The organism is Psychrobacter sp. H26, from assembly GCF_059073035.1.
Genome location: NZ_JCACRW010000001.1, coordinates 3194163 through 3208688, shown reverse-complemented (window position 1 = coordinate 3208688; position 14526 = coordinate 3194163). Strand labels below are relative to the sequence as shown.

11 protein-coding genes are annotated in these 14526 nt (G+C 43.2%); all 11 read right to left on the bottom strand.

Annotation, left to right across the window (positions count from 1 at the left end):
- Positions 1-40: 40 nt before the first annotated feature.
- Positions 41-1729 (bottom strand): 30S ribosomal protein S1, encoded by a 1689-nt coding sequence (gene rpsA, locus AC5JPT_RS13365; protein ID WP_493858397.1) that lies wholly within the window; start codon positions 1727-1729, stop codon positions 41-43.
- A gap of 296 nt (positions 1730-2025) precedes the next feature.
- Positions 2026-2793: a (d)CMP kinase gene (gene cmk, locus AC5JPT_RS13360; RefSeq protein ID WP_493858396.1), complete on the bottom strand. Its 768-nt coding sequence runs from the start codon at positions 2791-2793 to the stop codon at positions 2026-2028.
- Positions 2794-2971: 178 nt separating this feature from the next.
- Complete coding sequence (gene tadA / locus AC5JPT_RS13355) at positions 2972-3559, bottom strand: tRNA adenosine(34) deaminase TadA (protein ID WP_493858395.1); 588 nt, start codon at positions 3557-3559, stop codon at positions 2972-2974.
- Positions 3560-4297: a uracil-DNA glycosylase gene (locus AC5JPT_RS13350; protein ID WP_493858394.1), complete on the bottom strand. Its 738-nt coding sequence runs from the start codon at positions 4295-4297 to the stop codon at positions 3560-3562.
- A gap of 209 nt (positions 4298-4506) precedes the next feature.
- Positions 4507-7053 (bottom strand): ATP-dependent Clp protease ATP-binding subunit ClpA, encoded by a 2547-nt coding sequence (gene clpA, locus AC5JPT_RS13345; protein ID WP_493858393.1) that lies wholly within the window; start codon positions 7051-7053, stop codon positions 4507-4509.
- Positions 7054-7764: 711 nt separating this feature from the next.
- Positions 7765-8160 carry an ATP-dependent Clp protease adaptor ClpS gene (locus AC5JPT_RS13340; RefSeq protein WP_319050078.1) on the bottom strand — a complete coding sequence of 132 codons (396 nt, stop codon included), beginning with the start codon at positions 8158-8160 and terminating at the stop codon, positions 7765-7767.
- A gap of 186 nt (positions 8161-8346) precedes the next feature.
- Entirely contained in the window at positions 8347-9126 is a 780-nt protein-coding gene (locus tag AC5JPT_RS13335) for a hypothetical protein (protein ID WP_493858392.1), read from the bottom strand.
- Between the two features lie 190 nt (positions 9127-9316).
- Positions 9317-10384, bottom strand: a complete 1068-nt coding sequence (gene argC, locus AC5JPT_RS13330) for an N-acetyl-gamma-glutamyl-phosphate reductase (protein WP_493858391.1) — start codon at positions 10382-10384, stop codon at positions 9317-9319.
- A gap of 86 nt (positions 10385-10470) precedes the next feature.
- Entirely contained in the window at positions 10471-11607 is a 1137-nt protein-coding gene (gene hemE / locus AC5JPT_RS13325; protein ID WP_493858390.1) for a uroporphyrinogen decarboxylase, read from the bottom strand.
- Positions 11608-11839: 232 nt separating this feature from the next.
- Entirely contained in the window at positions 11840-13012 is a 1173-nt protein-coding gene (proB, locus tag AC5JPT_RS13320; RefSeq protein WP_493853390.1) for a glutamate 5-kinase, read from the bottom strand.
- 78 nt (positions 13013-13090) lie between these two features.
- Positions 13091-14293 carry an Obg family GTPase CgtA gene (cgtA, locus tag AC5JPT_RS13315; protein ID WP_493858389.1) on the bottom strand — a complete coding sequence of 401 codons (1203 nt, stop codon included), beginning with the start codon at positions 14291-14293 and terminating at the stop codon, positions 13091-13093.
- Positions 14294-14526 lie beyond the last annotated feature (233 nt).

Here is a 14526-nt window from a genome sequence, read left to right as displayed (position 1 = left end):
GTCGCTTTTTTATATTACTGCTATATCAATAACTTACAGCTTACTGCATTTGTTCTTTGATCAAGTCACCAATAGTTTTTGGCTGTGCATCAGAACCTGGAGCAGCAGTAGTATTGGTGCTACCAAGATCTTTAATCGCTTGACGCTCTTCAGCTTCGTCTTTCGCTTTGATAGACAAGTTGATGTTGCGTGTTTTACGATCTACACTGATGATTTTCGCTTCAACGTCATCACCAACGCTCAGATGCTTAGTTGCATCTTCAACGCGGTCACGTTGAATCTCAGAAGCACGTAGATAGGCTTCAACTTCGTCAGCAAGCTCGATAGTAGCGCCTTTAGCATCTACTTCTTTTACTTTACCATTAACGATAGCACCGCGGTCGTTGCCAACTAGGTATTCGTTGAATGGATCAGAGCTCAACTGCTTCACGCCTAGGCTGATACGGTTAGCTTCTGCATCTACAGACAATACCATAGCTTCTACGGTGTCGCCTTTATTGTAGTTACGGATAGCATCTTCACCAGTTTCGTTCCAAGAGATATCAGAAAGATGAACAAGACCATCAATACCACCGTCTAGACCGATAAAGATACCGAAGTCAGTGATTGATTTGATCGTACCAGTGATTTTATCACCGCGCTCATGTTTCTTATCAAACTCATCCCATGGGTTAGCTAGAGTCTGCTTGATACCAAGGCTGATACGGCGACGTTCTTCGTCGATATCAAGAATCATTACTTCAACTTCATCGCCCACTTGAACAACTTTAGATGGGTGGATGTTTTTGTTGGTATGATCCATTTCTGATACGTGTACTAGACCTTCGATACCTTCAGAAATCTCAGCAAAACAACCATAGTCAGTTAGGTTGGTTACGCGTGCTTTAACAACACTACCTACTGGATAAGTACCGCCAACGTTATCCCAAGGATCGGTACCAAGTTGTTTTAGACCTAGGCTAACGCGGTTGCGCTCACGGTCAAACTTCAATACTTTAACTTTTAGGTCTTGGCCAACTTCAACAACTTCAGATGGATGCTTGATACGGCGCCATGCCATGTCAGTGATGTGCAATAGACCATCGATACCACCTAGATCAACGAACGCGCCGTAATCAGTAAGGTTCTTAACGATACCTTCGATCTCGATGCCTTCTTCAAGCTTGTTCAATAGCTCTTCGCGCTCAGCTGAGTTTTCAGCTTCCATAACTGCACGGCGGCTAACAACAACGTTGTTGCGTTTTTGGTCAAGTTTGATGACTTTGAATTCTAGCTCTTTGCCTTCAAGATGCGTCGTATCACGGATAGGACGTACATCTACCAATGAACCTGGTAAGAATGCGCGTACTGAACCGATATCTACAGTGAAACCGCCTTTAACTTTGCTTGAAATGATACCTTTTACGATTTCATCATTGTCAGCGATTTTTTCAAGGAAGTTCCAAGTTTCAACACGCTTAGCTTTTTCACGTGACAGCAAGGTTTGACCCATGCCGTTATCAACCGCTTCAACTACGACATCAACGCTATCGCCAACTTCAACTTCAAGTTCGCCTTCTTCGCTTAAAAACTCTTCACGAGCGACGATACCTTCAGATTTCAGACCAGTATCTACTGTGATCCAATCGCTATCGATGGCCACAACAGTACCGTTGATAACCGAGCCACGCTCGATATCTAGGCCTGTTTCTTCGATGCTCGCTTCAAATAGTTCAGCAAATGATTCCATTATGTCTACCTTTGTATAGCCGTATCCTGTCCAGCACAGTACGGATCAAATTTATGACTGTATAAAACGAGGATACTGGTTTTATATCTCATACAGTCATATAAAAAAACGTTTGTTGTTAGTAAACATATTATCGAAATTACTAACAACAACTGTCTTTTTTTGAGTTTTTCAGCTAACTATTTCTACTCAGTTAAAGCACCAAATCCTAGCTGTATAATTTTACATCAAAAACAAAGCTTGTGTTGAACTTTTTGGTACTTAATATGTTGTTTTTACTAGCTATTACTCTTTAATTAACTACTAAAAAAAACACCTTGATCTTGGCAGTGCTTCTTTACTTGCTCATAAACAGTATCAGCACTAAGTGTAGAGCTATCAAGTAATAAAGCATCCGTTGCAGGTTTTGATGGCGCTGTACTACGGTTTTCATCACGGTCATCACGCGCTTTGATCGTTGATAAAATCGCTTCAAAATCTGCCGTTTGACCCGCATCAATTAGCTGAGTGACACGGCGCTGAGCACGCGCTTCAGCACTGGCAGTCAAATACACTTTGACATCCGCATCTGGGAATACAACCGTTCCCATGTCTCGACCATCAGCGACAAGCCCTGAGCGTGTGGCCATGTCTTGTTGTAATGTGAGTAAGGCCTCACGAACTTGTGGAAACACTGCGATTTTCGACGCATATCCACCAACTGTCTCATTGCGTACTTGGTCACCAACTGCTTGCCCATTCACGATGATGTCTACACGTCCTGAGTCATTGTTCGGTACAAACGCTATATCTAAGCTTTTTGTAAGTGCTAATACAGCATCTTCGTCAATTGGTTGGCTAGCACCTGCGGTTATTAATCCAGCTTCAAATGCCTTGAGTCCTACGATTCTATATAACGCCCCGGAATCCAACAATTGATAACCCAGTACTTGTGCCAAACGCCAAGTGACCGTACCTTTTCCTGCACCGCTAGGGCCATCAATACAGATCACAGGATAGCGCGTTAGATGACCTTTGCTATCACTTTTGTTGAGCAAATCGTTGTCAGATGTGGAGACGGTCATAGTGCTTACTCAACAATAATAATTGCTACTTATGGGATCTATCACATAATCTCAATAAAGTAATATTTACTGATATATCATATGTTTGGTAGCAGAACAAAAGGTTCGCTACCAAATAGGGCGACATTATAGCAAAAAATAGACGCTATCACTAGCACCAAGACTAATATCTTGTTTATTAGTTATTTTCAATCAAAGCCTTACTTTTATTCTTTTTTGCTGCTCGCCTACGCTCACGAAAAAACGTCTTTAGCATCTGACTACTATGCTCACTGCACAACCCTCTATGAACTTGGATATTGTGGTTGTAAAAAGGCTGAATTGATAAATCGAGCTGACTACCTACCATACCAGCACGCGGTTCATTCGCTGCATATATGAGCCTGTCTACACGGGCGTGAATCAAGGCGCCAATACACATCGTACACGGCTCCAAAGTCACATAGAGAGTTGTGTGTAGTGGCAATCGATAGTTTTCTAAGCGTTGACACGCATCTCTCAACGCGACTATCTCAGCATGAGCTGTCGCATCGTGACCGCCAATTGGTTGATTAAACCCTTGACCAATTATCTGCTGCTCATGAACTAACACTGCCCCGACTGGTACTTCCCCACACTCAGCTCCCTGTTCAGCGAGTTTCAGCGCTTTTTGCATCCATTTGGCATCTTCAGCTAACCAAAATGTACTGGTATGCACACCTTTGATATCTGGCTGACGACTCAACGATTGATAAGGTTTCAAACTTGTACTCGATATGGTCATCATTTATTGTGGCAGTTGCCAATCAATCGGTGTCTGACCATATTGCACCAAATAATCATTGGTTTTGGAAAAAGGTTTGGTACCAAAGAACCCACCACGGTTGGCAGCCAAGGGTGAAGGATGTACTGCAGTCAAAATCAAATGCTTATCGGTATCAATATACTTTCCCTTCTTCTGTGCTTTACTACCCCATAGTATAAACACAGTATGCTCTGTCTGTTCGTTCACCGCATCGATGACTGCATCAGTGAATTGCTCCCAGCCTTTATTTTGATGACTATTCGGCTCGCCTTCTCGTACAGTCAGTGAACTATTTAACAGTAAAACACCTTGCTCCGCCCAATAGGTCAGATCCCCATGCGCTGACGGACGGATACCGATATCATCTGCCATCTCTTTTAGGAGGTTATTAAGTGATGGCGGCTTGGGAATGGCTTTAGGAACAGAAAATGACAACCCCATAGCCTGTCCTGGGCGATGATAAGGATCCTGACCCAAGATAACAACTTTGACCTGTGATAAAGGGGTAAGATTCAGCGCATTAAACATAAGTGGTGCTGGTGGGTAGATACTATCACTCGACTGGTAAGCTTCTTTTAAAAATGCGCGTAAATTATCCATATTTTCAGACGTCAACTCATCGGCCAATGCCGTCTTCCAGTCTTCTGGCAAGCGGACATTATCTAGAATAGCTTGTTTTTGCTCTGGCGTTTTGATTGTTTGTTCGTCAAACAGTTCCATAGTAAATCCTTTTTATATTTATTATGAGATAGGGCTCAATGATTGGTTTATTTTAAAGGCTAATGGTAACAAAAAACCATATGAGCTTTGTTGATAAATTATAGCAATAAAAAAACGGCTACCGCATTCATACGGTAACCGTTTGTCATTCACTCGAACTCAGCACCTTAGAACTAAACGCATTAGTAGTAAGTGCCTCAGTAAGCTGCTTAGCTAGCTACTGACTCAGAGTCTGAACGCGGCTCGTGAGTTTCAACGACTGTCAGAACGATTCGACTGTCAGATGAGCCTTTATCCATAGACTTATCTAGCTTCACGGTATCGCCATCTTGTGTGTCGTCTGCTTTGGGTTCCAAGGTCAGGTGAACTACTCCGCCATTCACCAATTCGCCGAATAAGATCATACTCGCCAATGGCTTTTTGATTTCATCCTGAATCAGGCGCTGCATTGGACGTGCACCCATCAGACGGTCATAACCTTTGTCAGCCAAATAATCCCGTACGTCATCATCAATCTCTAAAGTGACTTGCTTGTCGTCAAGCTGCACTTGCAACTCAACCAAGAACTTATCAACAACCGATACGACAACTGAAGTATCTAGTGGATTGAACTGAATAATCGCATCTAAACGGTTACGGAATTCTGGCGTAAAGACGCGCTTGAGTGACTCGGTATTATCACGGCTATGATCTTGCTGAGTAAAGCCCATAGAAGAGCGACTGATACTATCAGCACCAACATTCGTCGTCATGATAACAATGACTTGCTTGAAGATAGCAACACGGCCGTTATTGTCCGTCAAGGTACCATGATCCATGACTTGCAGTAATAAGTTGAACACATCAGGATGCGCTTTTTCAATCTCATCAAGAAGCAATACGCAATGCGGATGTTGGTTGATTTTTTCAGTGAGCAAACCACCTTGATCATACCCGACATAGCCTGGAGGCGCACCAATCAGGCGCGAGGCAGTATGGGCTTCCATATACTCTGACATATCAAAACGTACCAGCTCTACGCCTAACAAGTTAGCAAGCTGACGTGATACTTCTGTCTTACCCACGCCTGTTGGTCCTGCAAACATAAACGAGCCAATTGGCTTATCTGGTGCTTTTAATCCTGCACGAGACAGTTTAATGGCATCAGCAAGTGTTGCAATCGCCTCATCCTGACCAAACACTAGATGCTTAAGGTCGCGATCCAAGTGTTCAAGAATGCTCTTGTCATCACTTGATACAGACTTAGGCGGAATACGTGCAAGCTTAGCAATAATAGCTTCGATATCAGCCACGTCAATTTTCATTGGCGGTTTCGCTGCTTTTGATACTTTTACACCATCAGTAGACTTAGCGCGGTCATCTGCTTTAGCAGCTTCGGCTTCATCTAACATTTCATTATCACTGTCATTGTCTGCATCGATATCAACCTCTTCAGCATCGATTTGCGCATCAAAATCTTGCTCTAAATCGGCAATAAAGCTCTCTTCAGCATCAATGTCTTCCACATCAGGTACCACGCCCAAACGCTTATAAGCACCTGCTTCGTCGATTACGTCAATAGCTTTGTCAGGCAAGAAGCGTTCATGAATGTGCTTGGCTGATAATTGTACTGCCGTGACTAATGCTTCGTCGGTATATTCGACATTGTGGAACTCTTCGTAACGAGGTTTGAGACCGCGTAAGATATCAATAGTATCATCGACGCTAGGCTCTTTTACATCGATCTTCTGGAAGCGACGCGATAGTGCATGATCTTTTTCAAACACCTGACGATACTCAGTAAAGGTAGTTGAACCAATACAGCGTAGCTCACCATTAGCAAGTGCAGGCTTAATTAAGTTTGATACATCCATATTACTACTCATCGACGACCCTGCGCCAATGATCATATGAATCTCATCAATAAAAAGAATAGCATTTGGTTTTTTCTTCAAGGCATCAAGCAATGATTTCATACGCTTTTCAAAATCACCGCGATATTTGGTGCCCGCGATCAGTGAGCCAATATCAAGGCTATAGATCACGCAACCATTAAGTGGTTTTGGCGCTTTGTCATTGATGATTAACCATGCTAAACCTTCAGCGATAGAGGTTTTACCAACACCAGGCTCACCCACCAATAATGGGTTGTTTTTGCGGCGGCGGCATAAGACCTGAGCTGCACGCTCAATTTCAGAAGCACGTCCAATTAAAGGATCTGTCTTACCTTCTGCAGCACGTTGGTTTAGATTGGTCGCGAATTCAACCAATGGATCTTTGCTGGTTTTTTCAGATGCACTGCGGCGTTCGCCAGACATAGAAGCACGTGGTTCAGACGGCTCTTCTTTGTCTTGACCATGTGACAAATACTGGGTCAGTTCAAGGCGACTAATGCCCTGCTTTTTGAGCAAATAAACGGCATAAGTATCATGCTCTGAGAACATAGATACTAAAATATCAGAGCCTTCAACTAGGCGACCACCGCCTATAGATTGCACGTGAAAAATAGCGCGCTGCAAAATACGATCGAAGCTTTGCGTTGGCTGCGGCGATTGTTCCGTGTTTGCATCGATAGTTGGCGTATGCTTATTAATATACGCTTCAAGCTCAGACCGTAGCGCCGACACATTGGCATTACAAGCAGTCAACGTATTGGCAGCGTGGGTGTTTTCTAGTAGCGCTAGTAGCAGATGTTCAACAGTAAGATACTCATGCGATTTTTGGCGCGCAAGCGTCATTGCTAAACGTAGAGAAACTTCAAGATGACGACTTAACATAACAACTTCCTACGGTTATATCTATCTTTATAATTGATAGTTTTATGAATGAGTTAGTAAGTAAATCAGGGCGGTAGATCGATTGTTCAAGGGTGATATTCGTATTATCACAAGTCGTGGATATATTGTTTGTGATAAAGACTGTTTTACGAATGCTTAACCTATCTACCAGTTAGCAGTGATTGTGATAATTCATAGTCGCTTGTCTTTATATCAACACGATATTTGGACGGAGTCAATCTATTAACGCAGACTAAAGTGTATCAAAGCATACAAAAAGTAAGTGTTAAAAGGCTAAACAGCAACGACTGACACTCAAAATTTTGAGCAGATAAAAGATGAATGGATTATTAGGGGTATTAATATCGAGAGGATTATTTGAGTACTATGCCAAATGACTATGCTAAATAGCTCTGTAGCCAACAAAGCAGCTATCATCATAGTATCGAATTCAAAGCTATTTATAGATACACTTTAATATATAAGGATATATTATGAAAAAATCAAGTCTATCATAGCGACGTGGCTGCTCACTAATATGGTTAATACAATGAAGATTTGAAACAAAGTGATTAGAAAAATACGTATCGAAAGAAAAGCAGATGTTGAGAAGATAAGTGATCAAGCTCACTGTGATAGTGAGCCGTTGATATATGTTAAAAAATCCTGCATGGTAAGGCAAATACTGATGACAAAACGAGACGCAAACGCTTATTCACCTTGATGAGGTTCAATCTGCGTCAGTAACGGATAACCTTCACGGTGCGCTAAGCTATTTACTTTTTTGGCTTTGGTCTCAGCAATATCCTTGGGGTAAATGCCAGCAATGCCTTTGCTACTGTTATGAATCGTCAACATAATCTCAACCGCAGAATCCATGGTATGGCGAAACTCTGACTGTAAAATATAAACAACGAATTCCATTGGCGTATAGTTGTCATTGTACATAACTACTGCATACATTGGTGGTTTAGCGACTTCTGGTTCTGCGACCAATACATCTGCTTGCGGTGATGTTTCATCATCGGTATCGCCATCTTGTGCACGATACGCAGGTATATGTGGAAAGTGCCAATCAGCAGCTGTTGGCATGTCTTGTGATATCATTTTTTTCATCATAATCAAAGTATAATTATAAGGTAAGTTTAAAATAAAAGAAGTTGTAAAGGCAGGCGGTGAGCCATGATGCAAAATATAATTACTAACTATAGTGGCTCTACTTTCTATGACTATAATCGTTCTACTTTGCTTTTGGCTATATCATCGCTATTAGATGTTTATTAGGACACGTCACTATTGCGAAATAGGGCTTTCATCGACTTCTGGCAAATCTAAAAGTGATGGTAGCATGTTATCAACTCTATCGCCGAGTCTCCAATCATACAGTTGTTCCACCTCTTGCCCACCTGCTTGCAAGCTAAGCTTTGCTTGTAAAGGCTTGAAACCTGATGGCATCACAAAGCGACCACGTATACGGACAATACCTTCAATAGCATAGCTTGCAGGATCTAGGGGCACTTCTACAAGGTCGTCATTGTTGAGTAGTGTCAACGTTGGTCTAAGACGCTTAGCCTGACCATCGCTGCTAAGCATCCCGATGTCAAAACCATACTCAAAAGCATTTTCGGGTAGTGGCTCAATCTTGGCGCCTAATACTTGCAGTGGCATACCGCCTTTATCACTAATGACATCAGCATATAATTCATTGAGCTGTGTGACTTGTCTGTTTTCTACTGTCAACGCTTGCTGGTTTTCACGCAGCTCGTTGAGGTTCGCTAAGCTTATGGCCAATTCTTGCTTGGCAGTTGCCGCCTGATTCGTCGCTATCTTGTTACTGAGACGCAAATCCTCAAGTGCTGCTGTCGCTTCAGTACCATCGATAATCGCTTGTTTGGCTTGTGTTTCCATCGAGTGAAAGCCGCGCTGATAGCCAAGCTTATGACCAAATACTAATCCAACCACAGCTGTTACTAATACGGCTACCACGAACAATGCCAGTACTAGCGTAGATGCGCCGCGTTGATTGCTCCCGACATGCTGTTCAAGACCATTATCATCTTGATTGGAATGCATTTTGTATCCCAAATCAGATAGAACAGGATCTTGACACGATAAGCGTGCTGACTTCGAGAAAAAGCGTAGTTCAAGCTTAGTACGCATCTAGATGGTATCTCTTAAAAGTAAGGGCAAGTCATTATAGCGGAATTTATAATCAATACCTAGTATCATAAATATGAATGACTTAAACGCAACAAAGTCAGCATTAAGGAACAATAGGCGCAAAATTTAGTCCCATTGTTTCATCAAATCCAAACATCACATTCATATTTTGAACGGCCTGTCCTGCTGCACCTTTCACCAAATTATCTTGTACGACAATAACCGTTAATTCGGCGCGCTCATTGTTTTGATGTATCGCAATGCGTAAACGATTACTAGCACGCACACTGCGCGTGTCTGGATAAACACCTTTTGGCATGACATCAACGAAACTTTCTAAAGCATAGCTGTCTTCAAACGTTTGCTGCCAATCAATAGCCACACCTTCATCAGTCAATTCCATATGAATTGAACTCAGCATGCCACGTATCATCGGTACCAGATGCGGTAAGAAACGGATACGGTGGTCAAACTGACTACCCAATAACTGTGCAACACCCTGCTCTATCTCAGGTAAATGGCGATGACCTTCAACGCTATAGGCTTTGAAGTTATCGGTTGTCTCAGCATAGTTGAGTGCAAGCGATGCTTGGCGACCAGCACCAGATACTCCAGATTTGGCATCAATTACGATACGAGACTCAATCAACCTTTTTGTTTGTTCATTTTGTGCTTCGATGATTGGTTTTAGTCCCAAGATTGCAGTGGTTGGATAACAGCCAGGATTACCTACTAACAATGCACTGGCAAGCTTATCACGATTGATTTCAGGCAATCCATAAACCGCTGTCTTCAACAGCTCAGGACAGGCGTGAGACTGTTTGTACCAAAGCTCAAACTCAGTCAATGATTGCAAACGAAAGTCAGCAGCCAAATCAATAACTTTTACGCCAGCTTGCGTGAGCGCTTCAGCTTGCTTCATCGCTACACCATGTGGCGTTGCAAAAAACACAACATCACACTCTTGTAGTGCACTCAGCGTGTTATCACCTAAATCACTGAACACGATGTCAGAGATACCGCGCAAACTTGGAAATATTTCATCAGCACGAGTGCCAGCTTCGCTACGCGAGGTAAGCAAATCAATAGAAACCTCAGGGTGAGCAGACAATAAGCGAATAAGCTCGATACCTGTATAGCCTGTACCACCAACAATAGCTGCTGAAATCATAAAACACTCTCTTTTATTCAAAATTACTAGACAATACCGATAGGCTCTTACATGGCTCATCTAGCCATACAAGAGTAAGCCCAATTTTAGATTTTATAGTCGTGTACTGCATCGACAAAGACTTTGGCATTGTCAGGGTTGACCCATTGAGTGATGCCATGACCTAAGTTTGCTATATAGCCTGTCTTTTCGCCATCTGCATAAGCACGATCAAGCATCGCATTCACCTCAGCACGAATAGTCGCTGGTGATCCATATAGTGTTGCTGGATCTAAATTACCTTGAATGGCTTTACTACTTTGCAGTTTTTTATGTTTTTTGGTCAATTGGCGCTGGCTTTCAGTCAGTACTTGACGCGCACGGTCAAGTGGCATCGTCCAGTCTAGACCTAGCACATCAGCCTCACTATCAGCCTGAGTATCAAGCCATGACCCGCCACCTTTAGTAAACAGTACTACTGGTACTTGCGGGTGACGCAGCTTCAGTTCAGCGACGATGCGTTTGTTGTAAACATGCGAAAACTCAATAAACTGACGATGGCCAAGTGCACCGCCCCAACTGTCAAATATTTGTACAATCTGAGCACCGGCAACGATTTGTGCATCTAGGTAATCAATAACCGAGGTCGCAAGTTTATCCAACAATTGATGTAAAAAACCAGGATTACTGTACAAGAAACCTTTTGTATAGCGGTAATCTTTTGAGCTTCCGCCCTCAATCATATACGTAGCTAGCGTCCACGGACTGCCTGAAAACCCAAACAATGGTACTTGACCATTCAATGCTTTACGGATACTTGTGACGGCGCGCATCACATAGTCAAGAGAATCATTAGGTTCAAGTACTGGCAATCTATCAAGATCTGCCTGTTCACGAATCGGGTGTTTGAACTTAGGACCTTCACCCGTTTCAAAATAAAGACCCAATCCCATAGCATCAGGAATGGTCAAAATATCACTAAATAAAATAGCAGCATCTAGATCAAAACGACGTAATGGCTGGAGCGTCACTTCAGTAGCTCGATCTGTATCTTTGCACAGACTCATAAAGTCGCCTGCTTCAGCACGAGTGGCTTTGTACTCTGGTAGATAACGACCAGCTTGACGCATCATCCAAACTGGCGTGGTATCGATGGGTTCAAAGCGCAATGCGCGTAGCAGTCTGTCATTTTTTAAAGGGGCAAACTGCTGCTGAATCGAGTCACTATTGTCTAAAGCACTCATGTACAAATCTCCAAAGTAACACAATATCCATAATTGTTAACGGATGCTGTATTGGATAAAATAGATTGAATAAAATAATAAACAGTTATAGCGTATGAACTACATCAGCTGAGGTTAAGGCAAAGTTTATCACCTATTTGTAGCTGATAAATTCATCTAACACACCTAATATCCAGCGTACCTAAAACTTAGAGACGCTAGATAAAGTAAAGGCGGCTACACAACTTATGCGCTATACGGTGAGTGCAAGATTATCACGATGTACCATAACCACGCGTTCTTCATTGTTGCCAAAAATCTTATCGAACTGTTCAGTACGCTCACGAGCGACGCGGCGTGCATCATTCGATGAAAAATTCACCTGCCCCACTGCAATACGCTCGCCAGTATCTTGATGGGTGATTTCTACGACGTCGCCTTCATCGAAGTCGCCACGCACATCTACCACACCAACAGGCAATAGACTTCTATTGTGTTCAGTGAGCGCCTTGGCAGCGCCAGCATCAACCATCAGACTTCCTGCCATGCGTAAGTGAGCTGCAAGCCACTGTTTACGTGCAATGATTTTGTCTTCGTCATTGGTAGTCAGCAATGTGCCTACCGCCTCACCTGACACCACACGAGTGATCACATCATCAATCGCACCGCTCACGATAACAGTTGGGCAACCGCCCATCGCAGCCAGACGACCCGCACGGATTTTGGTCAACATACCACCGCGTCCGAGCTTGCCACCGTCACCCGCTATATCAAATAGATAATCAGCCATCGCACGCTCTTGGCGGATCATTTTGGCATTGGGGTTGTCACGTGGGTTGTCAGTAAATACCCCATCTTGATCCGTTAAAATAATATACAAGTCTGCATTGATCATTGCAGCTGCCATGGCACCCAACGTATCGTTATCACCAAATTTGATTTCATCAATAGTGATGGTATCGTTTTCATTGATAACTGGTAGCACACGCCATTCTAATAGTTGAGTCAGCGCACTCGTAGTATTGAGATAACGGCTGCGGTTTGATAAATCATCGTGCGTTAATAGTAGCTGCGAGCTTTGAATACCATGCTGAATCAAAGCTGACCACCACGTTTCGATCAAACCCATCTGACCGATAGATGCACAAGCTTGTAGTGCGGCCAGTTTCTTGGGGCGCTCCTCAAGATCCATGCGTACCACACCTTCGGCAACGGCACCTGATGAAACCAGCAATACCTCTACGCCTTTTTTGTGTAGGCGAGCAATCTGCTTTGCCCACTCATATATGGCAGTACGATCCAGCCCCCGACCATTGTTAGTCAGTAACGACGAGCCAATCTTGACAATAACGCGCTGAATATCAAAGTTGCGATCTTGTTTAATAAACCTTGCTTCTTCGGTCGTATTTGCGATGTCACCTGCCATATAAACTCCTTTTTCTCACATAAATTGATTAGAGGGATTAATTTAATCATTCAAGTATATCAGCTCAAGCATACTAGCTTAAGGAACGTACATTACTTCAACACCATCGTCGTCATCGTCGTCATCAGACAAATCCAAACCTTCACGTGCCGCTTTTTTGGCTGCACGGTATGCTTCACGCTGTGCTTCAGTATTTAGACGTACTTCTGCTTCTAGCCGCTCAAAACGCTCTCTTTGTGCATCAGCAAAGATAGGATCTTCTATCTCGCGCTCACGCTCACGTTCGATCTCATTCATTAAGTGATACTTGACTGCATCAACGCCTTCACCCGTTAAAGTTGCTGTGCGGAATACTATACCTGTCCAGCCAAGTTCTGCTACGATATGCGTACATAGCTCATTTAGCTCTTCTTCAGCCACTTGGTCAATTTTGTTCAATACTAAAATCTGCGGTAGATTAGCCAATTCGGGCGAAAAACGCTCAAGCTCATTTAAGATAACACGGGCATTTTCGACCGGGTCACTACCATCGACTGGCTTTACATCAACCAAATGTAGCAAACGACGGGTACGCGCAACATGCTTTAAGAAACGAATGCCAAGTCCTGCGCCTTCTGATGCGCCTTCAATTAGACCAGGAATGTCAGCCATCACAAACGAACGATGACGACCGATATCAACCACACCGAGGTTAGGAACTAGCGTGGTAAAAGGATAGTCAGCAACTTTTGGTCTGGCAGCAGAAACCTGACGGATAAAGGTAGACTTACCTGCATTAGGCAAACCAATCAGACCCACATCAGCCACTACTTTTAGCTCAAACTTAAGAACCTTTAGCTCACCTTCAAAACCTGAAGTGGCTTTACGCGGCGCTTGGTTGGTAGAGCTCTTGAAATGCGTATTACCCAGACCACCGTCACCACCTTTGGCAATCAGCAACGTCTGTCCAATTTCAATCAAATCACCCAATACTTCATCGGTTTCAGTATCAACGACCGTCGTGCCAACTGGTACAGGTAGATACAAATCATCTGACCCCTTACCTGAACAGTTTCTACTATGACCATTTTCTGCTCTCATGGCGTCATGACGACGTGTGTAACGATAGTCAACTAGGGTATTGGTGTTGTCTTCTGCAATGACATACACATCTCCACCCTTGCCACCATCACCACCATCAGGACCACCGCGCGGGACATATTTTTCTCGGCGAAAACTGGCGATTCCGTTACCACCGTCACCTGCTTTTACCGTTACGACGGCTTCATCAATAAATCGCATTCTACGTTCCTTAATTCACAATCCAGTGTATAAACTGGTAACAACCAACGGTTGTATTTGGGTTTTGCTAGACTATTGCGTCATAATGAAGACTAAGCGAGCATCTATTACTCAACGCCCATTATGACAATAACACCCGATAATCAATCGGACTATCGGGTGTCTAAGTATGACAGTTAAAGCCATATCAATCTATTCAAAGTGGTATCTACGAACGCATAATCATTAAATAA